Origin of the sequence: Sphingopyxis indica (assembly GCF_032879645.1) — a bacterium.
In the GTDB taxonomy this organism is placed as follows: domain Bacteria; phylum Pseudomonadota; class Alphaproteobacteria; order Sphingomonadales; family Sphingomonadaceae; genus Sphingopyxis; species Sphingopyxis indica.
The window spans coordinates 3,778,819-3,805,310 of record NZ_CP076394.1 but is presented as its reverse complement, the minus strand read 5'-3'; the positions used below and the strand labels follow the sequence as shown (position 1 = coordinate 3,805,310).

At 62.1% G+C, this 26,492-nt stretch carries 29 protein-coding genes and 1 pseudogene; 15 read left to right on the top strand and 15 right to left on the bottom strand.

The annotated features are described in order from the left end of the window. Window positions 1–15 precede the first annotated feature (15 nt). A complete protein-coding gene (locus tag KNJ79_RS17910; protein ID WP_013041563.1) occupies window positions 16–270 on the bottom strand; it encodes a hypothetical protein in 255 nt (84 codons plus the stop codon). Between the two features lie 421 nt (window positions 271–691). Here KNJ79_RS17910 and KNJ79_RS17905 point away from each other — a divergent pair, with 421 nt between their 5' ends. The 4 genes from KNJ79_RS17905 to KNJ79_RS17890 are packed head-to-tail and all read left to right on the top strand — an operon-like array spanning window position 692 to window position 1,923. Beyond that, window positions 692–1,066 (top strand): type II toxin-antitoxin system RelE/ParE family toxin, encoded by a 375-nt coding sequence (locus tag KNJ79_RS17905; protein WP_013041565.1) that lies wholly within the window; start codon window positions 692–694, stop codon window positions 1,064–1,066. Next, complete coding sequence (locus KNJ79_RS17900) at window positions 1,063–1,389, top strand: helix-turn-helix domain-containing protein (protein ID WP_006964370.1); 327 nt, start codon at window positions 1,063–1,065, stop codon at window positions 1,387–1,389. The genes KNJ79_RS17905 and KNJ79_RS17900 overlap by 4 nt, the downstream gene beginning before the upstream one ends. Continuing rightward, window positions 1,389–1,631, top strand: a complete 243-nt coding sequence (locus KNJ79_RS17895) for a hypothetical protein (RefSeq protein ID WP_013041566.1) — start codon at window positions 1,389–1,391, stop codon at window positions 1,629–1,631. The genes KNJ79_RS17900 and KNJ79_RS17895 overlap by 1 nt, the downstream gene beginning before the upstream one ends. After that, on the top strand, window positions 1,624–1,923 hold the full coding sequence (locus KNJ79_RS17890) for a hypothetical protein (protein ID WP_013041567.1): 300 nt from the start codon (window positions 1,624–1,626) through the stop codon (window positions 1,921–1,923). The genes KNJ79_RS17895 and KNJ79_RS17890 overlap by 8 nt, the downstream gene beginning before the upstream one ends. 20 nt (window positions 1,924–1,943) lie before the next feature. Here the strand turns inward: KNJ79_RS17890 and KNJ79_RS17885 are convergent, their stop codons facing one another. The 3 genes from KNJ79_RS17885 to KNJ79_RS17875 all read right to left on the bottom strand — a co-directional run bounded on the left by KNJ79_RS17885 (window position 1,944) and on the right by KNJ79_RS17875 (window position 3,831). Continuing rightward, window positions 1,944–2,357 carry a hypothetical protein gene (locus tag KNJ79_RS17885; protein ID WP_317152082.1) on the bottom strand — a complete coding sequence of 138 codons (414 nt, stop codon included), beginning with the start codon at window positions 2,355–2,357 and terminating at the stop codon, window positions 1,944–1,946. Between the two features lie 137 nt (window positions 2,358–2,494). Beyond that, on the bottom strand, window positions 2,495–3,283 hold the full coding sequence (locus KNJ79_RS17880; protein ID WP_079640190.1) for an SDR family NAD(P)-dependent oxidoreductase: 789 nt from the start codon (window positions 3,281–3,283) through the stop codon (window positions 2,495–2,497). Continuing rightward, window positions 3,280–3,831, bottom strand: coding sequence for a recombinase family protein (locus tag KNJ79_RS17875; protein ID WP_317152081.1), 552 nt, complete (start codon window positions 3,829–3,831; stop codon window positions 3,280–3,282). Before KNJ79_RS17875 ends, KNJ79_RS17880 begins: the two co-directional genes overlap by 4 nt. A 139-nt stretch (window positions 3,832–3,970) precedes the next feature. On the opposite strand from KNJ79_RS17875, the gene KNJ79_RS17870 reads away from it, so the two are divergent. Continuing rightward, on the top strand, window positions 3,971–6,928 hold the full coding sequence (locus tag KNJ79_RS17870) for a Tn3 family transposase (protein ID WP_031286087.1): 2,958 nt from the start codon (window positions 3,971–3,973) through the stop codon (window positions 6,926–6,928). Here the strand turns inward: KNJ79_RS17870 and KNJ79_RS17865 are convergent. From KNJ79_RS17865 to istA, 7 genes are all read right to left on the bottom strand, one after another. After that, window positions 6,906–7,484 carry a DUF4142 domain-containing protein gene (locus KNJ79_RS17865; protein ID WP_020817916.1) on the bottom strand — a complete coding sequence of 193 codons (579 nt, stop codon included), beginning with the start codon at window positions 7,482–7,484 and terminating at the stop codon, window positions 6,906–6,908. The genes KNJ79_RS17870 and KNJ79_RS17865 overlap by 23 nt on opposite strands. A 40-nt stretch (window positions 7,485–7,524) precedes the next feature. Next, window positions 7,525–9,099 (bottom strand): IS66 family transposase, encoded by a 1,575-nt coding sequence (tnpC, locus tag KNJ79_RS17860; protein ID WP_233345782.1) that lies wholly within the window; start codon window positions 9,097–9,099, stop codon window positions 7,525–7,527. A 68-nt stretch (window positions 9,100–9,167) separates the two neighbouring features. Next, window positions 9,168–9,521, bottom strand: a complete 354-nt coding sequence (tnpB, locus tag KNJ79_RS17855) for an IS66 family insertion sequence element accessory protein TnpB (RefSeq protein WP_020817913.1) — start codon at window positions 9,519–9,521, stop codon at window positions 9,168–9,170. Further along, window positions 9,518–9,925: a transposase gene (locus tag KNJ79_RS17850; protein ID WP_020817912.1), complete on the bottom strand. Its 408-nt coding sequence runs from the start codon at window positions 9,923–9,925 to the stop codon at window positions 9,518–9,520. The genes tnpB and KNJ79_RS17850 overlap by 4 nt, the downstream gene beginning before the upstream one ends. A 221-nt stretch (window positions 9,926–10,146) precedes the next feature. Then, on the bottom strand, window positions 10,147–10,530 hold the full coding sequence (locus tag KNJ79_RS17845) for a cupin domain-containing protein (RefSeq protein ID WP_020817911.1): 384 nt from the start codon (window positions 10,528–10,530) through the stop codon (window positions 10,147–10,149). A gap of 227 nt (window positions 10,531–10,757) precedes the next feature. Then, the gene (gene istB, locus KNJ79_RS17840; RefSeq protein ID WP_007686288.1) at window positions 10,758–11,525 is read right to left on the bottom strand and encodes an IS21-like element ISSsp5 family helper ATPase IstB; all 768 of its coding nucleotides are present in this window, start codon (window positions 11,523–11,525) and stop codon (window positions 10,758–10,760) included. Then, window positions 11,522–13,015 (bottom strand): IS21 family transposase, encoded by a 1,494-nt coding sequence (gene istA, locus KNJ79_RS17835; RefSeq protein WP_025160924.1) that lies wholly within the window; start codon window positions 13,013–13,015, stop codon window positions 11,522–11,524. The genes istB and istA overlap by 4 nt, the downstream gene beginning before the upstream one ends. Before the next feature lie 153 nt (window positions 13,016–13,168). Here istA and KNJ79_RS17830 point away from each other — a divergent pair. Continuing rightward, window positions 13,169–13,624, top strand: a pseudogene (locus KNJ79_RS17830) (Tn3 family transposase); the annotation flags it as partial. Between the two features lie 11 nt (window positions 13,625–13,635). Here the strand turns inward: KNJ79_RS17830 and KNJ79_RS17825 are convergent. Further along, on the bottom strand, window positions 13,636–14,607 hold the full coding sequence (locus KNJ79_RS17825; protein ID WP_449464864.1) for a type IV secretory system conjugative DNA transfer family protein: 972 nt from the start codon (window positions 14,605–14,607) through the stop codon (window positions 13,636–13,638). On the opposite strand from KNJ79_RS17825, the gene KNJ79_RS22570 reads away from it, so the two are divergent. Beyond that, window positions 14,590–14,850, top strand: a complete 261-nt coding sequence (locus KNJ79_RS22570; protein WP_449464862.1) for a hypothetical protein — start codon at window positions 14,590–14,592, stop codon at window positions 14,848–14,850. The genes KNJ79_RS17825 and KNJ79_RS22570 overlap by 18 nt on opposite strands. Window positions 14,851–14,912: 62 nt before the next feature. Here the strand turns inward: KNJ79_RS22570 and KNJ79_RS17820 are convergent, their stop codons facing one another. Continuing rightward, a complete protein-coding gene (locus KNJ79_RS17820; protein WP_020821017.1) occupies window positions 14,913–15,218 on the bottom strand; it encodes a hypothetical protein in 306 nt (101 codons plus the stop codon). A 292-nt stretch (window positions 15,219–15,510) separates the two neighbouring features. Here KNJ79_RS17820 and traA point away from each other — a divergent pair, with 292 nt between their 5' ends. Then, complete coding sequence (gene traA, locus KNJ79_RS17815; protein WP_244910752.1) at window positions 15,511–19,092, top strand: Ti-type conjugative transfer relaxase TraA; 3,582 nt, start codon at window positions 15,511–15,513, stop codon at window positions 19,090–19,092. An 11-nt stretch (window positions 19,093–19,103) separates the two neighbouring features. After that, window positions 19,104–19,862: a DUF6118 family protein gene (locus tag KNJ79_RS17810; protein ID WP_006473465.1), complete on the top strand. Its 759-nt coding sequence runs from the start codon at window positions 19,104–19,106 to the stop codon at window positions 19,860–19,862. 19 nt (window positions 19,863–19,881) lie between these two features. On the opposite strand, the gene KNJ79_RS17805 is transcribed toward KNJ79_RS17810, so the two are convergent. Together KNJ79_RS17805 and KNJ79_RS17800 are read right to left on the bottom strand one after the other, a co-directional pair. Further along, window positions 19,882–20,463, bottom strand: coding sequence for a TetR family transcriptional regulator (locus KNJ79_RS17805; protein WP_020820338.1), 582 nt, complete (start codon window positions 20,461–20,463; stop codon window positions 19,882–19,884). Between the two features lie 10 nt (window positions 20,464–20,473). Then, window positions 20,474–21,949 carry an MFS transporter gene (locus tag KNJ79_RS17800; RefSeq protein ID WP_317152080.1) on the bottom strand — a complete coding sequence of 492 codons (1,476 nt, stop codon included), beginning with the start codon at window positions 21,947–21,949 and terminating at the stop codon, window positions 20,474–20,476. 178 nt (window positions 21,950–22,127) lie between these two features. Between KNJ79_RS17800 and KNJ79_RS17795 the strand changes: the two genes are divergently transcribed. From KNJ79_RS17795 to KNJ79_RS22540, 6 genes are all read left to right on the top strand, one after another. After that, window positions 22,128–23,483 (top strand): IS1380-like element ISKpn23 family transposase, encoded by a 1,356-nt coding sequence (locus KNJ79_RS17795; protein ID WP_003168745.1) that lies wholly within the window; start codon window positions 22,128–22,130, stop codon window positions 23,481–23,483. A gap of 218 nt (window positions 23,484–23,701) precedes the next feature. Then, complete coding sequence (locus KNJ79_RS17790; RefSeq protein ID WP_020820341.1) at window positions 23,702–24,217, top strand: glutathione binding-like protein; 516 nt, start codon at window positions 23,702–23,704, stop codon at window positions 24,215–24,217. A gap of 21 nt (window positions 24,218–24,238) precedes the next feature. Then, entirely contained in the window at window positions 24,239–24,943 is a 705-nt protein-coding gene (locus tag KNJ79_RS17785) for an SDR family NAD(P)-dependent oxidoreductase (RefSeq protein ID WP_031286494.1), read from the top strand. Window positions 24,944–24,953: 10 nt separating this feature from the next. After that, on the top strand, window positions 24,954–25,634 hold the full coding sequence (locus tag KNJ79_RS17780) for a cupin domain-containing protein (protein ID WP_084511095.1): 681 nt from the start codon (window positions 24,954–24,956) through the stop codon (window positions 25,632–25,634). 85 nt (window positions 25,635–25,719) lie between these two features. Beyond that, on the top strand, window positions 25,720–26,115 hold the full coding sequence (locus KNJ79_RS17775; protein ID WP_020820344.1) for an MAPEG family protein: 396 nt from the start codon (window positions 25,720–25,722) through the stop codon (window positions 26,113–26,115). Between the two features lie 138 nt (window positions 26,116–26,253). Then, the gene (locus KNJ79_RS22540) at window positions 26,254–26,460 is read left to right on the top strand and encodes a helix-turn-helix domain-containing protein (RefSeq protein ID WP_084511097.1); all 207 of its coding nucleotides are present in this window, start codon (window positions 26,254–26,256) and stop codon (window positions 26,458–26,460) included. Window positions 26,461–26,492 lie beyond the last annotated feature (32 nt).

Sequence of the window (26,492 nt, the reverse complement as noted above, 5' to 3'; positions counted from 1 at the left end):
ATATCTGGGTCCGTTCTATGTACCGACCCCGTTCTGCCGATGCAGGAACAAGACGCGATCGGTCAAATGTGGCAATTCATCAACACAATCCCAAAATTCATCTTCGGGAAATGTCATGCGCGGTGACGCCATGCACGTATCTATTGATTGTTGCAGATAACAATCTGCGGCTGAATCATCGACCTCAACGAGTATCGCAAGAGCTTTTTCCATGAACTCTAGGGCAACCGCTTTCTGTTGCTCTCGATAGATATTGGAAGAATCAACCATAGCCTAGTCCTCCTTTCGGTCGCTGTAGGGAGGACGATGACTCAACAATAGGGAAATTGCACGCGCAACTAGGGCCAGATTGAGCAGTAATTTTATTACAACGGCAAGCAGCCCTCGCCTGCCCGGACAGGGGCGGCGCGTGGCATCGGCTAGATTGTTTGTTGGTCTTCCGACGATGGCTAGTCCTTGCGGGCCATCGTCGGAAGTGGACGGCCGCACAAATTGGGGGGCGTGGGCCGCGCCGGGCCTCTAGCATAAAATTACGGCCCTGCATCCCCGGCGTTGATACATTCGTCGCGCAGGGCGCTCGATTGAGCCGCCCCGATCGCGGTCGCCTCAATCGGCATAGCGAGCTGGCAATATGCACATACGCGCATAATTTCCGCTTGCGGGCTATGTATATTTGTGCATAATAGCCGCGATGGATACGGAACGGCCGGTTCGATGGGTGGCATCGTCAAAGCGCGATTTTCGGGAGTTCCCGGACGATGTGCAGGACGTAATGGGCTATGCCCTGCACCTTGCGCAGCAAGGCGGGCAGCACGCCAGCACTAAGCCGTTGAAGGGCTTTGGCGGCGCTGGCGTGGTCGAGATCATAGACGACCACCAAGGCGATACGTTCCGCACGGTCTATACGGTCAAATTCGCGGAGGCGGTCTATGTCCTGCACGCCTTCCAGAAGAAATCCAAGCAGGGCAAGGCCACGCCGCAGGCCGATATGGATTTGATCCGAACGCGGCTGAAATCCGCCGAGGAGCATCACCGGCAACACCAGACCCCGCGAGGCACAGCATGAGCGCACAGGACGAAATCATTGAGGAAGGCAGCGGCAATGTCTTTGCCGATCTAGGCTTTGCCGACCCCGACACCCACCTTTTGAAAGCCCAGCTCGTTACCCGTGTGGCCGAGGCCATGCAGGAGCGGAAGTTGACGCAGATCGCCGCCGCCAAGGTTACGGGATCTACCCAACCGGAATTGTCGCGCATCCTGCGAGGCCAGTTCCGCAGCGTCTCGGTTGAGCGGCTTCTAGCCATGCTCACCCGGCTTGGCTGCAAGGTCGATATTGTCGTGCGCCCGCAGGGGCGGACCACTGAATCGGCCGTGATCCACTTCGCCTAATGTGCGATGATTTCGCGCAAGCCCGGCTCGATATGTTCGAGGCCGGGCTATTCGGCCAAGGGCCTGCCTTCTGGCGCTGGATCGAAACCGACGCGGCGCAACCCTATCTTGCCGCTTTCGCCGCCGATCGACGGCCGCCCGAACCCGGCGAACCCTTCGCTATCGACCTTGCGGCCGACGACTTGCTTGCTCCCGATCGCCTCGCCCAGCTCGCCCTACAGATCGAGGCCGACCATGCTTGATCCCAATCCGTCCGTAGCCGACCTTGACGCATTGCTAGATCGCCACCGCAATGACGATGCGGCTATGGAAAAGATCGTTCGCGGGTATCTCCGTTGCGCGATCTACAGCTATCAGAAGCATTGCGTTTGGCGCGCCTTGCGCCACATCGGCAAGGACGATTGGAGTTTCAAAGAGGAAGACGTTGCCGCCTTGAGGGCCGAAGGCGCGAAATCCATTTCGGACTTTCGAGACTGGCTCATTGAGGAGCTGGCCGGGATGGGGATCAGCGCCCACACCGGCTTGCCGAATTGAGCGCCTAGCGCGCCGTCGCTTCAATTGCTGGCGGTGATTGTGCGCGGAATAAATCGCGGGTCCGCCGTGGGATCGGTAGGCGAAGGATGCAGCATGTCGCGCCGGAAATTCACCGCAACGGAAATAGGCGCGGCGTTCGGCCGAGCCGCCATGACGCGGGCTTGTGGAGCTGGCGCAGCCTCATAGCTGGCCATCGGCTGCACGGCCGCCGAGGTTAGGCCCCCTACCCCGCGTTCCGCTCTGGCGACGACAATTTGAGCGCGATCGAGCGGCCGAGTCTGATCGCCGGTATAGAAAGCCAGATGCCAATGATCGGCATGGCCCCGGTCCCCCGGCCCCAGCAGCTCCGCCACGCGAATACCATGTTGCGCCATCACGGCGCGGATTTGCTCGCGCGTGATCGTGTGCAGCCCGGCACGCGGCACGAAATCCACCGCCTGCCCATATTGGGGTGACTACACGAAAGTAACGTATCTGCACGCTAAGGGCGAACAAATCCGGTACAATGCCAGCGGAAGCTACCTGTAGGTACTCAACGGCGTGTTCAACCTATCCTTTGAGCATGTGTCGATCATTGCGGGCGCCGATATGGGAGGGCCGCAAGCCGGCTCATCAACGATCGAGGTAGAGCCCTGCTGGCCAAGTATGTGAGCCGGTTGCCCATCCCCGGTATGGCGAAGGATCGCCGATGAACCAGAGCATCGACGGCAAGGGTCGCGCAGCGATCAACGTCCATCAAGCCAAACTTCCCCCACTTCAAATCGCTGAGGGCAGCCATATCGGTGTCAATGCCACCGGGTGCAAAAGACCCAACGCTCACACCCGTCCCGGCAAGCTCGACGGAAAGTGCCCGCATGAGGGTACTCACATAGGCTTTCGACGCGCCGTAGACCGCTTGGAAGGGTACGGATGTTTCGCCCGCCAGGCTCGACACTGCGATTATTGAGGATTCAAACGGCTGCTGCCGGAAGATCGCAATCAGGCGGGCCAGCAAATCCGTGAAGCCGGCTACGTTTGTTCCAATCACCTCGGCATAGGCGTCGGCACGGCTAGCATCAAACGGACCGGCGCTCGTCAGCCCGGCAGCCAAGAAAGCCGCATTGACTTTCAATTCTATAACCTTGGCCGCGATCTTCTCCCTGCCCTCAATTTCACGTTGATCGGCCACTATGATCTCGCACGGGACATTAAACCGCTCGCCAATTTCAGATTGTAGCTCCCGCAAGTTGTCGAGCCTTCGCCCAACAATCAGGGGCTTGGCCTGGTACGATGCCGCCAAACGGAGGGCTGACGCCCTGCCCAAACCGGTTGAGGCCCCTGTAACCAGCACCCACGAGTTCTGGATCGGCAGCGGTTTCATGCGCTTTCCAGAGCCTTGTACAGGGCGGTTTTCCCGATCTTGAGCCGAGCCGCCGCCTCACGAACAGTTAGGCCCGCTGCGATGTACGTCCGCGCCTTGCGCAGCTTGTCGGGAGTGACGACAGGGCGGCGGCCGCCCTGACTACCGCGCTCGCGCGCGGCTCGCAGGCCAGCATGGGTGCGTTCCCGGATCAGATCGCGCTCGAATTGGGCAAGCGAGCCGAAGATGTTGAATACCAGCATCCCGCCCGACGTGGTGGTATCGATCTGCTCGGTGAGCGAGCGGAAACCCACGCCGCACGCCGCCAGCTCGCCGACTTTCTCGATCAGGTGGCTCATCGAACGCCCAAGACGATCGAGTTTCCAGACCACCAGCGTGTCGCCGGTACGCAGATAGTTGAGCGCCTCGGCCAGGCCGGGCCGATCGGCTTTTGCTCCAGATGCATAATCGTCGAATATCCGATCGCAACCGGCAGCGTTCAGCGCGTCGAGCTGGAGTGAGAGCTTCTGGTCTGCCGTCGAGACGCGCGCATAGCCGATCAGCGCCACATGCAGCCCAATCCTGTCCGTTTTCCCATCATTATCTGATCTTGTCCGAATCGCCGTTATAGGTCCAGAGTTAACGGACATATTCCTGCTGGCCGCCAGAGGACCGTCTGACGGACACGCAAAGCGAAGGAGATGATGCTTGGCGAGACGGCGACTGGTGAGCCTGGAAATCTGGGCGAGGCATTATGGCGCGCCGCTCGATGAGCGCGAGATCGCGCGTCATTATACGCTGACCAGCGACGACCTGGAAATTGTCGGCCGCCGTCGCGGCGATGCCACCCGGCTCGGCTATGCGATGCTCATGCTATATATGAGATGGCCTGGCCGTGCGCTGGAAGCGGGCGAAGTCCCGCCCGCTCCTGTGCTCGCCTATGTGGCGCAGCAACTCGGCGTCGCGCCGGCAGCCTTCGCGGATTATGCCCATCGGGACCAGACCCGTCGCGAGCATCTCGTCGAAATCCGACGATCGCACGGGTTCAGGATTTTTGACCGCAACGCTTTCCGTGAAGTTGTCGCCTTCTCGGTCCCAATCGCGCAGACCATCATACACCCCGGCCAGATGGCAGACGTCATCGTCGATGAACTCCGGCGCCTGCAGATCCTCCTGCCTTCTCCGTCGATTCTCGAAGCGGTGCTGCGGCGGGCGCGCCAGCAAGCCGAACAGCTTACCTATGAAGTGCTCACGAATGGCCTGCTGCCTGACACCCTTCAGGGCCTGGACGATTTGCTGGCCCGACGACCGGGGCAGGTCGCGACATGGCTATCCTGGATGCGCAATGCGCCACAATCGCCGGCAGCGCGCAACATCCTGCGCCTGATCGAACGGCTCGCCTATATCCGCGCGCTGGGCCTCGATCGCGCCCGTGCCGACATGATCCCGGCTTTGACTTTTGACAGGCTGGCGGACGAAGGCAGCCGCATCACACCCCAGCACCTTGGCGAACTCAATGCCCTGCGCCGCCATGCGACGCTGGCGGCAACCGGCATCCGGCTTGAGGAAAGCCTGACCGACGCCACCCTGACGATGTTCGACAAGCTGTTGGGCAGCATGGCGCGCCGCGCCGAGAACCGGACCCGCGACAAAGCCCTCAAGACGGTGCGCGAGTTGCAAGGCCACCTCCGGACGCTCACGGGGTCTTGCCGCCTCCTCATCGACGCGCGCAGCAAGGGCGTGGATTCTCTGGCGCAGATCGAGGCGCTGGACTGGCAGCACTTCGCCGTGGCCGTCGAGCAGGCCGAAGTGCTCGGGCGACCGGAAACCGTCGATCGCACCGCCGAATTGATCGAGCGGCATCGGACGGTGAAGCTCTTTGTCGGCGCTTTTCTCAACGCCTTCGAGTTTCGCGGCGCCGGCGCGGTTCAGGGGCTCCTGTCAGCGCTGGCCATCATCGCGGAGCTATATCGGACCGGCAAACGGCGCTTGCCTGATCGCGTGCCGCTACGCTTTGTGCCGCCCGCATGGCGCCCGTTCGTCCTGCGGGATGGCATCGTTGATCGTGCCGCTTATGAACTATGCGCCTTGTCGCAACTACGCGAGCGGTTGCGAGCCGGGGATATATGGGTCGCGGGAAGCCGGCAGTTTCGCGATTTCGACAGCTATCTCATACCGCCGGCGACCTTTGCGGCGCTGCGCGAGAAGGGGCCGTTGCCGCTCGCCATCGAAACGGATTTCGAGCGCCATATCGAGGAACGGCGCACCAGGCTCGACACGGCGATCGAGCAGGTAACGGTCCTTGCACGGCAAGGGGAGCTGCCCCAGGTTAAGCTTGACGAAAACGGTCTCATCATCTCGCCGCTGAAGGCGGCAACACCGCCCGCCACCGAGATTGCCCGTCGCGCCGCCTATGATCGACTGCCGCGCGTGAAGATCACCGATCTTCTGCTGGAGGTCGATGCCTGGACCGGGTTCAGCGAATGCTTCATCCATCGTCGTTCGGGCCGGGAAGCCGACGATCGCAATGCGCTGCTCACGGTCATCCTCGCCGATGGCATCAATCTCGGCCTCACACGCATGGCGGAAACCTGCCGGGGCGCAAGTCTGCGTCAGCTCGCCCATCTTCACGACTGGCACATCAGCGAAGCCGCCTATGGCGAAGCGTTGGGAAGGCTGATCGACGCCCATCGCGCCATGCCGCTCGCCGCGCTGTGGGGAGACGGCACCACTTCGTCGAGCGACGGACAGCAATTTCATGCCGGGGGCCGTGGGGCCGCGATCGGCGACATCAACGCGCGCAGCGGCAACGAACCAGGCGTTGCCTTCTACACCCATGTCTCGGATCGATATGACCCCTTCGCAAGTCGGGTGATCGCGGCGACCGCTGGCGAAGCGCCCTATGTGCTGGATGGCTTGCTGTATCACCAGACCGGCCTGACGATCGAGGAGCACTACACCGATACGGGCGGGGCATCGGACCATGTGTTCGGCCTCATGCCCTTCTTCGGCTACCGCTTCGCGCCGCGCCTGCGCGACATCAAGGAGCGTCGTTTACACCTCCTTCCCGGCCAAGAATCCGGCCCCTTGCTTGCCGGCATGACGGCCGAACCGATCGCATTGGGTCATGTCGCGGCGCATTGGGACGAACTGCTGCGGTTCGCCACGTCGATCCGCACCGGCACCGTCACTGCTTCGGCAATGCTGCGCCGCTTGTCCGCCTATCCGCGACAGAACGGACTGGCCCTCGCACTACGCGAGCTGGGCCGCCTCGAACGCTCCATTTTCATGCTCGACTGGCTGCGCGACATCGACCTGCGCCGGCGCACCCAGGCGGGCCTCAACAAAGGCGAAGCCCGCAACGCGCTCGCCCGCGCGCTCTTCTTCAACCAGCTCGGCGAACTGCGCGATCGTCGGTTCGAGAACCAGACCTATCGCGCCTCCGGCCTCAACCTGCTCGTCGCCGCCATCATCTTGTGGAACACTCGCTATCTCGAAATGGCGCTGGCGGACATCGGCACAGCCGACGAAATCGCACGCCACATCGCGCCATTGGGCTGGGAGCATATCTCGCTGACCGGTGACTATAGCTGGAATGTTGAAGATCAACCCGATCCGGACGCCTTGCGACCGCTGCGCGCCGTCAACTCCCTACTTGCCGCGTGACGTTCGCTATCCGTTCGCCCTTTCCGTGCAGATACGTCACTTTCGTGTAGTCACCCCTTTCAACTCGAATGGTCTCCGCCAGATGATGTTCAAAGCCGGGCAACACAGCCTCCAAATGTGCCTTGAACGTCTCACTTGTCGATGCCGGAAGCAGTGCCGTTCTGATCGCCGCGATTGCGTTTGTATGAAATACCCGCTCATGAGCGAGATAGGCTTGATCGAACTCTGTGCCGGAAAGAGACTTTAGCTTCGCCATGGCCTCATTATGGCCGACGGCGCCCTCGCTCTTAGCGTCCACTTTGTATTCGGCGCCTTCGGCGGCAGCGATGTCTCGCGCCCACTGACGAACAGCGGAATGATCGCGCAGAACCATCACAGCGAGCTCGCGCACTTGGGTGTCCTGACCTTTAACGGCGCCGAGAGCGGCTGTTTCAATGTCGAAACCGTTCACCTGATCGTAGATGGCGAAGATCTCCGTTTGAGAGATCTGCGGTTTCTCTTTCGATTGTTCCGCCATGGCAATCGGCGCGATCGCATGAACAATCAAGGCGATCACAGCAAACAGAATTGATTTTGTAAGGTAAGCGATGTTTCGGTCACACCTTGACGGGATAATTCCAAGGGAGCAGGTCGTTGATCATGCTTTGCTTGTGGCCATTGACGATCCTGATGAGGACGTCAGTGAGCCAGGCCTGTGGATCGACGTCGTTGAGTTTGCAGGTCTCAACGAGTGATGCGATGGTCGCCCAGTTTTCTGCTCCGGCGTCGTGTCCTGCAAAAAGTGCGTTCTTCCGATTGATGGCTATTGGCCGGATGCTGCGCTCGACGCTGTTGTTGTCCATCTCGACGCGCCCGTCGGTCAGGAACATGCAGAGCCCGTCCCAGTATTTGGTAATATATTTGAGCGCCTCACCAAGCGGCGCCTTGGATGAGACGCGGGCACGGTGATGGGCGAGCCATGTTTCCATGTCGGCGATCAGTGGTTTTGATCGAGCCTGTCGTGCTGCCAGACGGGCCTCAACGCTCAAGCCTGCGATGTCCTTTTCAATTTGATAGAGGGCCGCAATGCGGCGGAGCCCTTCCTCGGCAATCGGCGCGGTTGCATTTTGCGCAACCTCATAGAGCTTGCGCCGCGCATGGGCCCAGCAATAGGCGAGCTGGATCGGTTGCTCGCTGCGCTTCAACAATCGATTGTAACCCGCATAGCCATCGACCTGCAGGATGCCGGTAAAGCCGCTGAGGATGTCATCAGCATATCGGCCCGATCGCCCCGGCGCATAGGTGAAGGCAACACCGGGCGGATCCTCACCGCCCCAGGGCCGGTCATCACGCGCCAGTGCCCAGAAGTAACCCGTTTTGGTTTTTCCGCGCCCCGGGTCCAGCACCGGCGCCCGCGTCTCATCCATGAACAGTTTTGTCGATCGCTTCAGATCAGAGGTGAGCGCGTCAAACACAGGCTTCAGCTCGTAAGCCGCCTTGCCGACCCAGGAAGCCAGCGTCGAGCGATCAAGATCAATACCCTGACGGCTGTATATCTGCGCCTGTCTATAAAGCGGCAGGTGGTCGGCATATTTGCTGACCAGCACATGCGCGACCGTGGCCTCGGTCGGAAGCCCCCCTTCGATCAACCGCGCTCGCGCTGGAGCCTGAACAATACGGCCCTCGCAAGAGCGACACGCATATTTGGGACGGCGGGTCACGATGACGCGGAACTGGGCCGGGATGACATCCAACCGTTCGGACACGTCCTCACCAATGCAATGAAGATCACCACCACAGCCGCAGATCGAGGCCTCTGGTTCGATCACTTCCTCGACGCGCGGCAGATGTTTTGGCAACGAACCGCGATTGGCATTCCGGGTCTTGGCCGGGCGTGACCTGGACGGGTCAAGCGCCTCATCCTCGGCATGGACCGCCGCCATGGCCGTCTCGATATCTTCCAGCGACAGCTCATATTGTTCCCGATCGACCTTCTCGGAACGCGCGCCGAACAGGGCTCGCTTGAAGTCGGCAACCAGCTTCTCGAGCCTCTGGATGCAGTCTTCCTTACGTTCAATGAGCGCATTCTTATGTTCAAGAAGCGCGTCCCGATCCAGCACCTCAGCCTGCGAGGCCAAAATCATGGCCTTCAACGCATCAATATCATCGGGAAGATCGACCGTATTCTGCATGGCAAAACCATAGCAAATCCGGCCTGTTTCTGCTCCGCCAAAGAGGGCTCTGATTCATCGTGTCGCAGTCATTCAACCGCCATAGGTACCCGCACCGACAACGCCCGAACCCGCCGCCAATCAAGCCCCGCAAACAGCGCCTCGAACTGCGCATGGCTCAAGCTCATCAGGCCGTCCCTGATATCAGGCCAGGTGAAGCTATGTTCCTCCAGCCGCTTGTAGGCCATCACAAGACCCGTCCCATCCCAGAAGAGTAGCTTCAGCCGGTCTGCTCGCTTCGACCGGAACACAAACACCGTGCCCGTGAACGGATCCTTGTGCAGCTCGTTCTTCACCAGTGCCGCCAGCCCATCATGGCCTTTACGGAAGTCTACCGGCTTCGTCGCGACAACAATCCGTACCCTGTTGGTGGGGAAGATCATGAATCTGCGCCCAGAGCATGTGCAATCTCTGCGATCCGCCGCGCCGGGGTGGCCGCGTCCAATCGCACCGTAACGCCACCACACAGGATATCCAGCATGCCGCTCACAGGTGACGCCGGATCGCTATCAATCTCCTCGCGCATAACCACAGGTGCAAACTCGGGATATTCGGTCCCGGGACCTTCGGCCAATGCGGGTAAAACCAGCTTGCCCGCCCGCGCCATCGCTCGCCATGCCGACAGGTGGTTCGCACGCAAGTCATACCGCCGCGCAACCGATCCAACGCTCGAGCCAGGCACCAGCGTCTCGGCAACAATCCGAGCCTTAAGCGCATCCGGCCAGCGACGATGCCCCTTGGGACTAAGCAGATCTATATCTGTGATAAACTCCGCTGAGCGCTCCATGGATAAACTCCAATCCCAGATCCACAAAAAACGCAGAATCTCAGATCAGAGCTATGCACAAAAGGTGGGAGCAGAGCACCGCTTACTTTGTAAGTCTCATTAGTAGCTCCATATCCTACGGTTGATTTCATCAGCCCCAGGAGCGCAGCTGTGTATCGCCTGGCCATGGACCATGAAGATCAGGCCCAAGCTGCCGGCGTCCGCGCCCTTGGGTTTTGCGCTCAGTCCAGCTCAAACACCCAAGGCGAATCCTGGAAGATGAAGAACAGCGCGGGCTCGTCATCACTCATATTGTTCGTCTCGTGGGGCTCGTCTTTCGCGAAGGAAAAGACATCCCCCGGGCCAAGCGTATCGTTGGTCTTTGCGTTTCCAGGGACCGGGTGCGCCACTGCGCCACTGATCACAATCCCTGTTAGCGGAGCGGTGTAATGATGGAGCGGAAGCCGGACACCGGCATCAAGACGAATGAGTGTGCCATGCGCACCCTTCGTAAAGTCGCCCACAACCGGCGCCGCGCCCACGCCTTCCATGGCTGGCAAAAACGTCCGGCTATCCAGTTTAGTGAAGACAGTCTCCCCTAGCGCCAGTACACTTATCTTTTTCATCCTTTATCTCCTCAATGGTTTTGACGGCCGAAACAGACCGCATCAGCCATGCGAGCAGGAACGCTCGCTGCGCTTTAGAACCTGATGGCAGGCTGCGGCGCGTGTGTCAACGGCGGAGCAAAAGTCGGCCATTCGGCGGCGTAAAACCAGGCCATCGTGTTACATGCCGGGGGTAGTGGCGTGAGGGCGTAGCCCGAGGGCCACTCCCCCCGGCATTGGTGTAATTTTCAGGGTCTGGTTTTGGCCTTGCGGGCCCGGCTGTGCGCGAGGCGATAGCTTTCGCCGTTCATCTCGAGGATGCTGACGTGATGGGTCAGGCGATCGAGGAGCGCGCCTGTGAGACGCTCAGATCCGAAGGTTTCGGTCCATTCGTCGAAGGGCAGGTTGCTGGTGATGAAGGTGGAGCCGCGTTCGTAACGCTGGGAGATCAGCTCGAACAACAGTTCGGCGCCGGTCTTGGAGAGCGGCACAAAGCCCAGTTCGTCGATGATGAGCAGCTTGTATCCGGCCATCTGCTTCTGGAAGCGCAGAAGACGGCGCTCGTCGCGGGCCTCCATCATTTCGCTGACCAGCGCTGCCGCGGTGGTGAAGCCCACCGACAGTCCTTTCTGGCATGCTGCCAGTCCGAGCCCCAACGCTACGTGCGTCTTTCCGGTGCCTGATGGCCCCAGAGCGATGGCGTTCTCACGCCGCTCGATCCACTCGCAGCGCGCCATCTCGAGCACCTGCATCTTGTTGAGCCTGGGGATGGCGGCGAAGTCGAAGCTGTCGAGGCTTTTGACGGCGGGGAAGCGCGCGGCCTTGATGCGCCGCTCGACCATGCGACGCTCCCTGTCGATCATTTCCATCTCGACGAGGCGGGCGAGGAAGCGGATATGATCGACGCCTTCAGCGGCACATTGCCGCGCGAGCTTGTGATGCTCACGCAGGCACGTAGGCAGCTTGAGCGCCTTGAGATGGTGAGCGAGAAGGATCTCCGGGGCCTGATCGCTCATGCGGCCTCCTGCCGGTCGGAGAGCAGGCTCAGATAGGCTCTGGCAAAGGTCTTCTCGACCGTGGTGCGTGGCAGGAAGGGATAGACGTCCAGGTCCAGCCTGGGCGGTACGCGTTCGATCCGGCACAGGACGAGGTGCTTGACGGCATCGAAGCCGATGGCGCCAAGATCGATGGCCTGTTCGACCGCCGCCTGGAGATCGGCGAGGGTGAACGTTTCCAGCAGGCGCAGTACCTGCACATATTCGCGCTTGCCATGTTTGTGCATGCGCCCTTCCATCAACCGCTGCAGTGTCGTGAACGCTTCGGGCAGGTCCCAGCCCTGCAAAGGCGCAGCCTGGTCGAATGCGTTGATCTTCTGCTCGATCAGCGGGAGATAATGGAGCGGGTCGAAGACAACCTCCTCGCGGGCATAGCAACGAGGATGACGGGCGATGACTTCGCTGCGGCAGCCGATCACCACCTCATCGACATAGGCCCTGATCCAGACCTCCTGATGGCCCCAGGCCACCGGAACCGAATAATCGTTGGTCCTGTAGCGCACCAGGGATTGCGAGGAGACCCGCCCGCCTTTCTGATCGCAGGCCTCGAAGGGTGTAGCGGGCAGAGGCTGCATGGCGGCAAGATCGCGCTGCAGCCGCTCACCGATCGTCTCGCTCTGCCCGCGCACCTTGTCCTGCTGGCGCTCGCGGCATTGCTCCTCCAGCCACAGGTTGAACGCCTCCCAGGTCGGGAACTTCGGGATCGGCACCATGAAGTTGCGCCGGCAATAGCCTACCAGCCCCTCCACATTGCCCTTCTCGTTCCCCTTGCCCGGGCGAGCATAGCGGTCGCGGATCACGTAATGTGACAGGAAAGCGCTGAACAATGTTGCACGCTGCCGCGTGCCGTCGGGCAGGATCTTCGCCACAAGGCAGCGATCGTTGTCATAGACGATCGAGCGCGGTACCGCGCCGAAAAACGCGAAGGCATGCACGTGTCCGTCCACCCAGGCCTCCGCCACCGCCGCCGGATAGGCCCGCACATAGCAGGCATCACTGTGCGGCAGATCGAGCGCGAAGAAGTAGGCCTTCTGCTCCACCCCGCCGATCTCCACCAGCGCTTCCCCGAAATCGGCCTGCGCATCTCCCGCAGGGTGCGCCAGCGGCACGAACATCTCCCGGCTGCGCTGTTCGCGCTCCCGGATGTAATCCTTGATGATCGTATAGCCGCCGGTGAAACCATGCTCGGTGCGCAAACGGTCGAATACCCGCTTCGCCGTATGGCGTTGCTTGCGCGGGACACTGCGGTCACCCTCAAGCCATCCATCAATGATCGCCACAAACCCGTCCAGCTTCGGGCGCTGCGGTACGGACTGGCGCCGGTAACCCGGCGGCGATGAAAACGACAGCATCTTGCGTACCGTATCGCGCGACACATTGAAACGCTTCGCCGCCGCCCGTTGGCTCATGCCATCCGCGCAAGCCAGACGGACCTGAAGATAAAGTTCCACGCTGTAGATCCCCACACCTCCCTGACTCGGCAGAAAGGCTTCAAGGTGGACGACTTTTACGCCGCCCGCAGCAGGACTATCCCGCCGCTACCGTGGTCGAATATTGCTCCGCCGTTCTCACCTTAGCGTGGTTCTACGAAGAAACCTTCCGATGGGGCCTACCGGCAACAGAATAGTCTTGCCGCCGCACTGCGTGAGGTCGGACGCATCGAGCGCACGCTGTTCACGCTGCGATGGTTTCAGGACCCGGCGCTTCGCCAGCTCGTCACCGGTGAACTCAACAAGGGCGAAGCACGCAACAGCCTAGCGCGCGCGGTAGCGTTTCACCGGCTCGGACGCTTTCGCGATCGTGGCCTGGAAAACCAGCAAATGCGAGCCGCCGCCCTCAATCTTGTCACTGCCGCCATCATTCTTTTCAACTGCCGCTATCTCGGTCGCGCCTTAGCCGAACTGGAAAAGCGCGGGACAAAACTCGATCCCACTCTGATTTCGCAACTTTCTCCGTTGGGCTGGGACCGGATCAATCTCACCGGCGACTATGTCTGGTCAGATGGAATCGAACTCGACGCCGATGGGCTAATGCCGCTCAAACTGGCCAATCGTTCCTGATCGTTACGCGGCTACCGTGAATCTGTGTCCGAATAATGCACAGGGGCCAGATGGCCGAGGGCGGCGAACTCATCGAGCAGATAGAGGACCGGCACGGCCGGCTTGGCGGGATCGCGGGCCATGTCGGTGAGGCTTTGCGCGACGAGCAGGCGCAGCCAGCGGGAATAGGTGGCGAGCCGATCGGGCGGCAGGACGAGGAACACCGAGACGTTGCGGCGCTTGAGATCGGCAAAGCCGAAATCGGATCGGTCGAGGACGGCGACCATGCGCGGGCTGTCGAGGAAATGGGTATGGCGCTGCGCGGCCGAGAGGACGCCGGCCGCCTCGCGGTCGGATTTGCCGAGGTGGCGGTTTGCAGCGCGGGCGATCAGGCCGGAGGCGGCCGTTGATGCCTGCATGTCCTTCAGGAGCGCCGCGAAGGCTTCAGGGGCGAGGGTGAGATATTCGCGCAGGGTGGCGAGGTTCCGCCTGTCGCGCGGCGCGCTGGCGGCAATATGGAGGATCAGGCCGGCAATGAGCGCCTTGGCTTCCTCGTTCCAATGCGCTTCGCCGGCCATGCCCGGTTCATCGAACACGAGGGCGTCGGCCAAGGTGCTTGCATCTTCCGCGACATCGAGGCCGGCCGGGTCGAGCTGGTCGAGGGGATTGAAGGCGGCCGAGGGCTGGCCGGTGACGCCGAAGGGGTCGAGGACATGGACCGGGCCGAATTGCTGGCGGGCGCGGCCGGCGATCTTGGCATTTTCGCCCTTGGGGTCGATGCAGATCACGGAGCGGTCGGCGGTGAGCAGGTTGGGGATGATGGTTCCCACCCCTTTGCCGGTGCGCGTCGGTGCCATCGTCAGCAGATGGGCCGGGCCGTCATAGCGCAGGAGCTTTCCGGTCTTGCCGTCGCGGCCGATCAGCAGGCCGGAATCGGCGCGGGCGAGGGCGGCGGTTTCCTTGTCGGTGGCGAAGCGGGCCGAGCCGTGGGTTTCGCCGTCCATATCCCCGAAATGGATAATCAGCGGATTGGTGAGGAAGCGGAAGGCGAGCGCCAGCAGCACCAGCAGCGTGACGAGATCGAGCAGGAGAACCGGAACCGAGCCGACGCGAAAGCCGATTTGTTCGAGAGCGAAGCGGCCGCCGAAGCCGACGACGAACAGGACGATAACAAGGAGGAACAGAAGCCCGAGAAGCGGTTTCCAGATGCGGAAAGGTGCGGCGAGCAGAGCGACGAACGCCCATAGCGGATCACGCGCGGCCTGCCGCACCATGTTCTTGAACGCACCCCATGCAAGTCTCGCCTGACTCATGCGGCCGTCCCCCCGGCGCTGCCTGTCGTCTCCCCGGCCGGCGCGTTGTCGATCAGGTCGGCAAACAGTTCCTTGTCACCGGGGCGCGTCAGGAAGTCGGGCAGCTCACGCTTGAGCCATTCGCCCAAGCGCCGGGAAAATTCTTCATCCTTGCCGTGTTCGAGGCGATGCAGGACGAGCGCGCCGAGCAGCACCTTGCGGCGCGTGTCGTTGGCGCGTTCCTGCTTCGACAGACGGGCCTTGAGCGTGGCGCGCTGCGCATCCAGTTCGGCCAAGCGTTGTTCGATCGTTTTGCGCGCCATTCCTCAAATCTCCTTTTCCGGTTGTTCGCCTAGACTATCATTCCCGACCGTCTTTTCCAGCGTTTGCCTGTTGCGCTTGAGTTTTCAGCGGTTTTGCAGCACAATTCCGGCCTCAGTTCATTGCATCGACCTTGCCGCGAGCGCCACACCGATCAGCGAAAGAGCGTAGCGATTGAGTTGAGAAGGGCGCACTTACGAGTTACTGCGTAACTCAGCGCGCCGCCAGCTTGGAGGCTGGCGGGAAAGGCGGAAACGGGATCGAGGCAACGGGTTGGCAATCTACCATTTCAGCATGAAGCCAGTTTCGCGGGCGGGTGGCCGTAGCGCCGTCGCCTCAATGGCTTATCGTGCCGGGGAGAAGCTGACCAACGAGCGCGACGGGATCACGCACGACTACACGGCCAAGCAGGGTGTTGAACATGCCGAGATCGTCTTGCCGGAAGGCGTGAACGCCGATTGGGCGCGGGATCGGTCGGACTTGTGGAACGCCGCCGAATTTGCCGAGAAGCGGAAGGACGCTCGCGTTGCGCGGGAGTTCGAGATTGCCTTGCCGCATGAGCTTTCGGCCGAGCAGCGGCTAGAGGCGGCGCGGGAGATGGCGCAGGAGCTGGCCGACCGCTACGGCGCGGCCGTGGACTTCGCCATTCATGCGCCGCACGAGGCGAGCGACGTTCGCAATCACCATGCCCATTTGCTTATGACCACGCGGCAGGTGACGGAGGGCGGGTTAGGCGACAAGACCTATCTTGAGCGCGAAAACAAATGGCTGTTGGCGCACGACCTGCCGACGACCGATATGCAGCTCCGCGACCTTCGCCAGAGGTGGGAGGGGATCGCCAACGAGCGCCTTGCGATGGCCGGGCTAGATATTCGCATTGACCATCGTTCGCACATGGAGCGCGGGCTAGAGATCGCGCCGACCGAGCATATGGGCGTCCATGCCACGCAGATGGAGCGGCGCGGCCTCGACGTGTCGCGGTCGCGGCTGGACGAGGAAGCGGCCCGGCGCAATGCCGAGCTGATCCGAGAGAAGCCCGAGCAGGTTCTAACCCTCATCACCGGCGAAAAGAGCGTGTTCGACCGGCACGACGTTGCGCGGGCGCTGCATCGCTACATCAACGACGACCCGCAGGAGTTCCAGAGCGCCTTTGCGAAGGTGATGGCCTCGCCGGCGCTGGTCGAGTTGCAGCCCGAGCGCGCGGACCCGGCAACGGGCGAGATCGAGCTTGCGCGGTATTCGACGCGGGAAATGGTCGAGATCGAATCCGGCATGATCGAGAGCGCGCAGCGGATGCACGGCGCGCATGGTCATGGCGTCGATCGCCGGCATGTCGAGCGGGCGATAGATCGGCAGGACGCCGCCATTCAGCGCAGCGCCGGCGATGCTTCCGCCCGGCTGTCGGACGAGCAGCGCCGGGCGATCGAGCATATCACCGGGCCGGAGAGGATCGCGGCCGTTGTCGGTTATGCCGGCGCTGGCAAGTCCACCATGCTCGCGGCCGCGCGCGAGGCGTGGGAGGCCGAGGGCTATCAGGTCCACGGCGCGGCGCTGTCGGGCAAGGCGGCCGAGGGCTTGGAGGAATCTTCCGGCATCCAGAGCCGCACCCTCGCGTCATGGTCCCGCGGTTGGGAGAACGACCGCGGCACACTCGGCCGCGGCGACGTGTTCGTGATCGACGAGGCGGGCATGGTCGGGAGCCGCCAGCTCGCCCGCTTCGTTGGCGAGGCCGAGGCGCGCGGGGCGAAGATCGTCCTTGTAGGCGACCATGAGCAGTTGCAGGCGATCGGGGCGGGCGCACCGTTTAGGGCGATCACGGAGGAAATCGGCCATGCCGAGCTGTCCGAGATTCGCCGGCAGCGCGTGGACTGGCAGCGGGAGGCGTCGGTTGACTTCGCCACGCACCGGACGGCCGAGGGGCTGGCGGCCTATCGGGATCGCGGCAATATCAGCTTTGCCGAAACCGGCGAGGACGCGCGGGGCCAGATCGTGCGCGACTACCTTGCCGATCGCGACGAGCGCCCGGACGGCACCCGCGTAGCGATGGCGCATCGCCGGGCCGATGTTCGCGCCATCAACGACGCGATCCGGGCCGAGCTACAGGACCGGGGCGAGCTGGCGCAGGGCGAGGACGCCGGCGCGCTGACCTTCCAGACCAATGACGGCAAGCGGGAGTTCGCGCCCGGCGACCGCATCGTGTTCTTGGAGAACAACCGCGACCTTGGCGTGAAAAACGGGATGCTAGGCACGGTCGATCATGTCGAGCCGGGCCGCATCATTGCCACGCTCGACGGCCGGGGCGGCGATAGTGTTTCCGTGCCGATGGGCGATTATCAGGCGATCGACCACGGCTATGCGACGACGATTCACAAAAATCAGGGGGCGACGGTGGACCGCGCCTATGTGATGGCGTCGGGGACGATGGACCGGCATCTAACCTATGTCGCCATGACCCGGCATCGTGACGGGGTGCAGCTCTACGCGGCACAGGACGAGTTCACCAATGCCGGCCGGCTGGTCGAGCATGGGGCCGCGCCCTATGAGCATGACCCGCAGAAGTCCGACAGCTATTTCGTGACGCTGGAAAACGACAAGGGCGAGCAGCGCACCCTATGGGGCGTCGATCTTGAGCGCGCCATGAAGGAGGCCGCGCCCGAGATCGGGGAGAAGATCGGCCTACAGCATGAGGGTTCCACCCCCGTCACCTTGCCGGATGGGACGCAGACGCACCGCAACACATGGAAGGTTCAGGACGCCGGCGAGCTGGCCTATAGCCAGCTAGAGCGCCGCCTGTCGCGGTCGGGCGTGAAGGAAACGACGCTCGACTATACCCGCGACTTTGCCGAGCGGCGCGGGATCGCGGAGCAAATGGGCGTCCGCAGCGAGATCGAGATTCCGGCCGAGCGCACCGGGCTACGTGCGGAACGGGAGTCGACGGCCGGGGATCATGCCCTTGATCGGAGATCCTCGCAAAAAGTTCGCGCGGATCTCGCGCAGGATCTTCGTGCAGATCCGCGCGAGGATCTCGCCGGCGATCGACAGCAGCGCCAACGGCCGTTCGAGGGCCTGAAACTCGGCCGCCGCGCCGCGCCCGAGAGCCGCGAGCCAGACCGCGCCGGCGCGGACGGCCCGCAGATCGACCAGAAACGGCCGCAGCAGGCCGAGAAGCAGCGGCGCGGTATGTTCGCCGGCCTCAAGCTCAATGCGCGTCCTGCCCCCTCACAGGAGCGCACAGAGCGGCCGGAAAGGGAAGGGAGCTTGCGGCAGGCGCCTGCGCCCGACCGGCTGGCCGAGCGGGCGCGGGGGCAGTCGCCGCTTGAGGCCGCCGTTGACCGCTATTCGCGGGCCTATCAGTCGATCGACCAGCACCGGCGCGAGGGCTTGCCGGTCCTCGACATGCAGCGGCAGGAAATAGGCGATGCCGGCCGGCAGCTCGACCAGGTGCAGGGCGGCATGAAAGATTTGCTGCGCTCGACGTTGCAAAACGACCCGGCGACGGTGCGCGCCATGACCGAGCTTTCCGGCCGGGAGCGTGTCGCGCAGGTTATCGACGGGATGAAGCGCGAAAACGCGGCGCTGCAAGACCCGAATATCAGGGCCGAGCGGTTCGTTGAACGCTGGCAGGAGCTACAGGGCCAGCGCCGGGAGCTTCGCGGCTGGCAGCACGACGATGCCCGCGCCAAGGTCGAAAGCCAGATGAACGGCATGACCAAGAGCCTTGAGCGTGACCCGCAGGTAGATTCCATCCTGCGCAATCGCCGTCAGGAACTCGGAATCGGGCAGCAGCAGCGCCGGGGGCAGAGCATCGCCCACGAGCTGCAAGAGGAAATGTCACGCAGCCGGCAACTTAGCCGGGGCATCGGTTTGGGAAGGTAGGCACGGAGAATATGGCGGAGCTGGACGACGACAGGGAAGGAATCGAGCCGGAAGCACTGGACGAGGACGCCGGCGACCCGGCCGCCGCGTTCGACGCGCTCCGGCGCACGATCGAGACGCAGGGCGCGCAGATCGGCGCGGAAATGACCGTGATGCGGCGCGGGCTGGAAGCGGCTTTCGACCAGCTCGAAAAGATCGAGCCGGCGCAGGACTACAAGCCCCAGCTCGCCCAGCTCGTGCAGGCGCTCGACAATGTTGCGGAGCGGCTGCACGGCGTAGAGCAATCGCCTATTCTCCGGCAGGGTGCGACACACTATGCGGCGCTCCTCGAGCGCAGCGGCGAGGCCCTGATACGCACCGCCGCGCAGCAGCTCGAGCGGCAGGCGTCCGACCTCGAGCGCGCCGGCCGGAACCTCGCCGCTCATACGAAAAGCGCCTACGACCGGAAAAGTCAGGATTTCCGCATATGGATGGCCGGCCTTGTCGGGCTGTTCGTCGGCATATTCCTGATTTTGCTGTTGCCGCGTTTCCTGCCCTTCTCGGCCGACACCCATGTTGCGGCGACCGTCATAGGTCAGGACCGATGGAACGCCGGCGTCACCATGATGCGGGTGGCCGATCCCCGAAGCTGGCGCGGCGTGGCCGATTCCTCGCAGCTCGTGCGCGACAATGCCGAGGCGATCGGGCAATGCGCCGAGGCCGCGCGCACGGCCGGTTCAGATCAGCAATGCACCATCACCGTGAAAGCGCCGGCAGCACCGGCGCAGTAGGGTTGTGGGGGGACACCAGTTATTTCGGGAGGTTTTCTTCCGCCTCAACAGGTCCGGCGGCCATCGCGACGAGGCGCGCCGCGATACGCTTGCGCAGTTGCTCGGGGAGCGGGCGCGACGACAGCGCCTCGTGAATCCACAGCCCATCGGCGGCAAGGCGCGAAATGAACCTGTCCAACTCGGCAGCGTCGTTTCCAATCGGCGCAGGAGGTGCCCAGCGGTCGATGACCTGTTGCCACAGATCGCCAAGCTGCCGATTGTCGGAGCTTTCCAGCATGAGCAGCAGTTCGACCCGCCGGGCAGCTCTTGCGCAGGTGTTGATGTAGGCGGCGTGTCGTTCGGCGTCTGTCGCCCTGTCCGAGGTGTTGCCGGCGCTCGCTTCCAGCTCCTGTTCCCATGAGCGAGTCAGATGCTCATGGGTGGCGAGGATCAGGGCTTCGCGCGACGGGAAATGATACAGAAGGCCGGCGCGTGTCATGCCGGTTTCGAGCGCTACGGCGTCGAGGGTGACGGCGGTGAGGGTGACGGCGGTGAGGCCGTCACGCTCGATGATGCTCACAATGGCTTCAAGCACTTCGAGGCGCTTGCTGGCTCTCGCCATGTCGGCTTCCTTAGTGTTGTGTGGGATAGGCTGACGATTGCGAGCCGGGACCGTAGCGCCGCAACAGGATGCCGGTGATCAGGGCACCCACGGCCAGAACACCCGCCGCCACGTACATGACGACCGTATAGGCGTGGTCGAATGCGATTCCTGCCGCTTGACGCACGACAACACCATCGGCCCCCGCCTCGTTGGCAAAGACCAGCGCCGACGCCATGCTGTCGCGGGCCGCTTCCGAGGTTCCGGCGGGGAACACGACGTTGACCGTATAGAGGTAGGCCAAAAGACTTCCGAGAATTGTGACAGCGAACAGACTGCCAAACTCGTAGGACACTTCCTCGACCGACGACGCCATGCCGGCGCGATGCACAGGCACATTGCCCACAATAGCCGTTGATGCCACCGACATTGTTGCACCTACGCCGGCACCGGTCAGCGCCAGACCGGCGATCAGCCAGCCAAGGCCATGAGTGATGCCCCATGTCGCAAGCAGGACCGCCAGCGATCCCGCCGCAAGCCCGCCAGCTATAAGGATACGTAGGCCAATACGATGCAGGAATGCACCACCGAGCAGCGCAGTCGGCAATGATCCGAGCGCCTCCGCCGAAACCAGCATCCCGGCTTCCAGCGGCGTGAAGCCCGCAACGAGCTGGAAGCGTTGCGTCGTAGCAAGCTGAACACCGCCGATGGCGAACAGGGAGAACGCGGCCGCTAGAACGCCCGATGTGAACGCGGCATTGCGGAAGATCGAGAAGTCGAGCAGCGGGAACGGCAGGCGCAGTTGCCGGCGGACGAACAGCGCTCCGGCGAGGATGGCAACCAGCAGCGAAATAGCGGGGACGGCCCACGACTGCCCGGCATGGGCAGATTCCTTGATCGCGATCACAAAAGCCGACAGCGCCACCAATGCCTGAAACGACGACACCACGTCCCAAGGCTTGGTCGCATCGCCGGCCACCTTCGGCGCAACGATCAGCGCCGAAATGAAGGCAGCGACCACTACCGGCACATTGATGAGGAACACCGACCCCCACCAGAAATGGCCGAGCAGAAAACCGCCGATGATCGGTCCGAGCGCAGCGCCGACGACCGACAACGACCCCCAGATCGCAATGGCGATGTTGCGTTCCCGGTCATCCTCGAAGGTGACGCGGATGAGGGCGAGTGTCGCGGGCATCATCGCCGCCGCGCCGACCGCCAGAAAGGCCCGCGCCCCGATCAGGATTTCCGCTGTAGGCGAATAGGCCGCCACAATCGACGCGACACCGAACAGCACGAGGCCGATGAGGAACATGCGCCGGTGACCGATCCTGTCACCCAGCGTCCCGGTGCCGAGCAGCAGGCCGGCCATGACGAGGGGGTATGCGTTGATGATCCACAACCCTTGCGTTGCCGTCGCGCCAAGCTCGCGCGTCAGGGTAGGCAGGGCCGTGTAGAGGACCGAATTGTCCAGAACGATAAGCAGGAGACCGGCGGCGACGGTCACCAGAAGAACCCAGCGGTTCGAGTGGGCGGCAGGCATGATAGCACCATTCAGTGAGAGTAGCCAAACTTTACAGACAAGTTAGTACCCACATTCCCCAAGTAAATCGCTGATTTTGCTGTCAGGATCTCAATATTTCCGATATAAATCATGGTGTTGATGGCCGTGAGGGGCGCGTTTGATGGATCACCCAGAGGGTGCGGGTTCGAAGCGGGCAGATCGGGTCGAGTTCGACCGCCGGGTGCATGTGGAGTTCCGAGGTGCGCAGCTCAGTTCCGACGGCGGCCTGCTGGTGATGCGCGAGCTGGATGACGCGCTCGGGCTGTCCGATCTGGCGGCAAAAGCATTGCGCGACACCCGGCGCGGCAAGAACACGGTCCACCGGCTTGACGGGTTGTTCCGGCAATCGGTGTTCGGGCGACTGGCCGGATACGAGGATGTGAACGACGCCGACCGCCTGGCCCTCGATCCGGTGATGCGCCAGGTCGTGGGTGGAAGGGCTGTCGATGCGCAAGCGGCCTCGGCCTCGCAGATGGGACGGTTCGAGACCGAGACACTGGCACAGCCCGAGAACCGTGCCGCGCTGGCCGACCTGAATGGCCAATGGATCGACCGGTTCCATGACCGTAACGGGCTGAAGTACATCGTTCTGGACATGGACAGTTCGGTCAGCCCCACCCATGGCGATCAGGAGGGCGCGGCCTGGAACGGGCATTTCGACTGCACCTGCTATCACCCGAACTTTTTGTTCAACCAGTTCGGCATGCTGGAGCGCTGCGCCTTGCGCCATGGCAACGTCCACAGCGCCGATGGCTGGCGGGACGTTCTCGACCCCGTCATCGCCCGCTACGCGGAGCGCGACCTTTGCGGCCGGTTCTTCCGGGCTGACGCCGCCTACGCGATCCCCGCGATCTATGAGCGGCTGGAAGAAGCCCGATTCTTCTACGCCATCCGGCTGCCTGCGAACAACGTCCTGCGCGAGAAGATCGCGCATCGGCTGACGCGCCCTGTCGGGCGACCTTCGCTGACCAAGGTCAAGCGCTTCTACGAAGACTTCGAGTATCAGGCGGCATCCTGGGACAAGGAACGCCGGGTGATCGCCAAGATCGAATGGCATCCGGGCGAACTGTTCCCGCGTGTCGGCTTCATCGTCACCAACCTGCCGATGGAGCCCGACTGGGTGGTGCGGTTCTATAACCAGCGCGGCACCGCCGAGCAGCACATCAAGGAAGGTAAATATGCCTTCCACTGGACGCGGCTGTCATGCCGGAAGTTCCGCGACAATGAGGTGCGACTGCAACTGCATGCGCTGGCCTACAACCTGGCCATCTTCTTGCGCTGCATCGAGTTGCCCGAGACGATGGCCGACTGGTCGTTGACCAGCCTGCAACTGAAGCTGATCAAGATCGGGGCACGTGTCGTCCGCCATGCCCGCGCCATCACCTTCCAGCTGGCCGAGGTGGCCGTCACCGGTCCGATGGTCCGCGCCATCCTCGCCGCCATCCGCCGATTGCGAGCGCCTCCGCTATGCGCATGACCGCCATCCACGCCCAAACTGAACGAAAACGGCAGGATGGGTCTGTCCGCTGCGCTGAAAAACACCGCCACCAGGGCACAACACGGCGGCTTCGCGGGCCGATCTGCCCTGTCTCAGCGCCTTGCGCGCCCGACGACGCCGCTCGGGACGGAAAATGATTGTCCTGCGGTCGGATTCAGGCGAAACTCACGTCAGACGGCATGCCACTTGGGGAATGTATGTTCAAAGGCGAGCAGTACAGTGAGGACTTCACCAAGCTCAATCCGCTCAAAGCCGTACCCTGCCTCGAGCTCGACGACGGCGCGGTCATATCTGAGGCTGTTGCGATTGCCCGTTACTTCGAGGCTACGCAGCCTGAGCCGTCTTTGCTTGGCAAAACACCGAAAGACCAGGCTTTGGTCGCGATGTGGCAACGGCGGGTCGAAGAAGGCCTGATCGGGGCGGCCACGACCTTTTTCCATCACGCCACTGACGGTTTGGGCGAGGCGGATCGCTATCGCAATAAAGAATGGGGCGAGGCGAACAAACCTCGCGTTGAAGAGACCATGCGCTGGTTGGACCAAGAGCTGGAGGGACGGGACTTCGTCGCTGGCGACACGTTCACCTTTGCCGACATTACGGCGCTCTGCGGTGTCGATTTTGCGGGTCTGTTTGGCATTTCGATCCCGGCTGACTGCACGCGTCTCGCGGCGTGGCACGCGCGCGTCTCTGAACGTCCGAGCGCCAAGGCCTGAAACTGATCAAGGAGAAATAACATGAACGATTCACAACAAAAGAAATCTGCGATCATTGCCGGTATGGCGCCGGGCTTTGGAGCAGCGATTGCAAAGACGCTGATCGCGGATGGCTACAACGTGTACGGCCTATCCCGGAAAAGCAGCCTTGAGGGAGAAGACCTCGGCGCGTCTTACACCCACCTGCCTTGCGACTTGAGCGATCAGGCGCGTGTCGAAAAGGCGATTGAGCTGATTGACGGGCAGGATGGCCCTGCAACGGTGCTGATCTACAACGCGATGCAGCTCATCCCGAAACCCTTTCTGGAACTGACACCAGAGGAGTTCCAGGCGTCTTGGGTGTCGACCTGCTTCGGTGCAATGATCACGGCGCGGGCCGTGCTGCCCGGCATGGTTTCTGCAGGTAGCGGCACAGTGATCTTCACCGGCGCAACAGCGGCTCTCAAAGGCAATCCGCGCTTTGCAGCCTTCGCATCAGCGAAGTTCGCGCTGCGTGGCCTGGCACAGTCCCTTGCCCGCGAATTTGGCCCGCAAGGGATTCACGTCGTGCATTCCGTGCTCGATGGCATCATCTGGGGACCCCAAGCCCAGGAACGCTTCAACATCAAGGAAGAAGATTGTCTCGACGCTGACGCGATCGCGACGGCCTATCTGCAGCTGGTCAATCAATCCCCCAAAGCCTGGACACATGAATTCGACATGCGCCCTGCGACTGAGAAATTCTGAGGACTTCATCATGACGTACAGTGTACCAGAGAGTGTAAACACTGATCTTTCTCAACCGGCCATCGTTCATTCTGCTGAACAAGAGTGGTCGCCTTCTCCGACAGCCGGGGTTGACCGCCGTTTTCTGGAACGCGACGGGGCCGAAGTTGCCCGGGCAAGCTCGGTGGTCCGCTATGCGCCGGGAAGTGCGTTTCCGGAACACACCCATGACATGGGCGAAGAATATCTGGTTCTTGAAGGCGTGTTTTCTGATGGCGACGGAGATTTCCGCACCGGGTGTTACGTGCGCAACCCTCCGGGCAGCAAGCACGCGCCCTTCACGAAGGATGGATGCACAATTTTTGTGAAGCTGCGCCAGTTCCAAGAAGATGATCGCCAGACCGTCCACAAGCATATTGATGACCTCGCATATGAGCCAACCGGAACGGACGGTCTGACCCGCGCGCAGCTCCATCGGGATGCGTCCGAGACGGTCGTTTCAGAGAGGCTTGCGCCAGGAACCAATTGGGCTGACCGCGGCGATCTTTCCGGCGAAGAGATTTTCGTCATCGAAGGGGAGCTGCTTTACGGCGACACCCTATGCGGCGCGGGCACATGGCTGCGGTTCCCGGCTGGGGAAGAATTGCCCATCCAATCCCCGTCAGGCTGTCGCATCTGGGCCAAGCGGGGCCACTTGGGGCATCTCACCTGATCGGCCGAATAACACGCCGCCCTGAAAGCGGGTTGCTAGAGCGACCCGCATTTCAGGCTGATCTCGTCATCGAAAGGAAACAATAATGACTGAAATCCACTGGATGGCCGCAACTGGCCTCATGACCGCCCTGTTTTGGATGGTCTATGTCTTGAACCGCTTTGCCGTAATCGGGATACCAGCATCGCTGGGAAATCCGAACCCTGAGCATAAGCCCTTGTCGGACTGGGCGCAGCGCGCGACGGCGGCCCATCAAAACGCGATGGAAAACTTTCCGATCTTCGCGGCTCTGGTGTTGGGAGTCGTCGCCCTGAATTTGTCCTCCAGCCTCACGATCACACTCAGCATGCTCTACTTCTTCGCCCGTCTGGCGCACTTTGTCGTCTACACGCTGGGTATCCCGGTCGCTCGGACATTGACCTTCGCCCTTGGGTGGGTCGTCCAAGTGGTGCTGGCCTTGGTCATCCTCGGGGTCGTTTGATCGTGGCAGCGAAACTCAGAGCGCGCGCCACTCGCTCCGGTGACGTGGCGCATCTCCTAGCTAGAGTCGTCGCGTCCTGCCACCCTCCCCAGTCGTGCAGCAACGGGGTGGAGTTAGTATTTGTTGCGGGATTGCATCGTGTCTCGACGCCTTAAATTAGGTGCAGGGGAACCGAGTTCTGGCATACCTCTTTGTATATCTGACTTGCAGTGTTTTCTGTCTGTCTGCGAGGCAGGTAGCATTCGCAAAGCGGCAGAGGCTATTGGCGTTGGCCAACCGTCTTTGAGCAGACGCATTCAGAAATTGGAGGAAATGCTTAGTAAAGTATCAAGCGCCTGCCCGTGAGGAACTTCAGACAATGGCCGACAGCGGGGCTT

What these genes read in the sequence shown, in the direction of transcription:
- KNJ79_RS17880 (WP_079640190.1), bottom strand. Translation starts at nt 3,283, where the DNA reads ATGAAACCGCTGCCGATCCAGAACTCGTGGGTGCTGGTTACAGGGGCC.
- KNJ79_RS17795 (WP_003168745.1), top strand. Translation starts at nt 22,128, where the DNA reads ATGGATCACCCAGAGGGTGCGGGTTCGAAGCGGGCAGATCGGGTCGAG.
- KNJ79_RS17910 (WP_013041563.1), bottom strand. Translation starts at nt 270, where the DNA reads ATGGTTGATTCTTCCAATATCTATCGAGAGCAACAGAAAGCGGTTGCC.
- KNJ79_RS17790 (WP_020820341.1), top strand. Translation starts at nt 23,702, where the DNA reads ATGTTCAAAGGCGAGCAGTACAGTGAGGACTTCACCAAGCTCAATCCG.
- KNJ79_RS17775 (WP_020820344.1), top strand. Translation starts at nt 25,720, where the DNA reads ATGACTGAAATCCACTGGATGGCCGCAACTGGCCTCATGACCGCCCTG.
- istB (WP_007686288.1), bottom strand. Translation starts at nt 11,525, where the DNA reads ATGAGCGATCAGGCCCCGGAGATCCTTCTCGCTCACCATCTCAAGGCG.
- KNJ79_RS17825 (WP_449464864.1), bottom strand. Translation starts at nt 14,607, where the DNA reads ATGGACGGCGAAACCCACGGCTCGGCCCGCTTCGCCACCGACAAGGAA.
- KNJ79_RS17905 (WP_013041565.1), top strand. Translation starts at nt 692, where the DNA reads ATGGATACGGAACGGCCGGTTCGATGGGTGGCATCGTCAAAGCGCGAT.
- KNJ79_RS17780 (WP_084511095.1), top strand. Translation starts at nt 24,954, where the DNA reads ATGACGTACAGTGTACCAGAGAGTGTAAACACTGATCTTTCTCAACCG.
- KNJ79_RS17850 (WP_020817912.1), bottom strand. Translation starts at nt 9,925, where the DNA reads ATGGAGCGCTCAGCGGAGTTTATCACAGATATAGATCTGCTTAGTCCC.
- tnpC (WP_233345782.1), bottom strand. Translation starts at nt 9,099, where the DNA reads ATGCAGAATACGGTCGATCTTCCCGATGATATTGATGCGTTGAAGGCC.
- tnpB (WP_020817913.1), bottom strand. Translation starts at nt 9,521, where the DNA reads ATGATCTTCCCCACCAACAGGGTACGGATTGTTGTCGCGACGAAGCCG.
- KNJ79_RS17845 (WP_020817911.1), bottom strand. Translation starts at nt 10,530, where the DNA reads ATGAAAAAGATAAGTGTACTGGCGCTAGGGGAGACTGTCTTCACTAAA.
- KNJ79_RS17820 (WP_020821017.1), bottom strand. Translation starts at nt 15,218, where the DNA reads ATGGCGCGCAAAACGATCGAACAACGCTTGGCCGAACTGGATGCGCAG.
- KNJ79_RS17900 (WP_006964370.1), top strand. Translation starts at nt 1,063, where the DNA reads ATGAGCGCACAGGACGAAATCATTGAGGAAGGCAGCGGCAATGTCTTT.
- traA (WP_244910752.1), top strand. Translation starts at nt 15,511, where the DNA reads ATGAAGCCAGTTTCGCGGGCGGGTGGCCGTAGCGCCGTCGCCTCAATG.
- KNJ79_RS17805 (WP_020820338.1), bottom strand. Translation starts at nt 20,463, where the DNA reads ATGGCGAGAGCCAGCAAGCGCCTCGAAGTGCTTGAAGCCATTGTGAGC.
- KNJ79_RS17785 (WP_031286494.1), top strand. Translation starts at nt 24,239, where the DNA reads ATGAACGATTCACAACAAAAGAAATCTGCGATCATTGCCGGTATGGCG.
- KNJ79_RS17895 (WP_013041566.1), top strand. Translation starts at nt 1,389, where the DNA reads ATGTGCGATGATTTCGCGCAAGCCCGGCTCGATATGTTCGAGGCCGGG.
- KNJ79_RS17890 (WP_013041567.1), top strand. Translation starts at nt 1,624, where the DNA reads ATGCTTGATCCCAATCCGTCCGTAGCCGACCTTGACGCATTGCTAGAT.
- KNJ79_RS17810 (WP_006473465.1), top strand. Translation starts at nt 19,104, where the DNA reads ATGGCGGAGCTGGACGACGACAGGGAAGGAATCGAGCCGGAAGCACTG.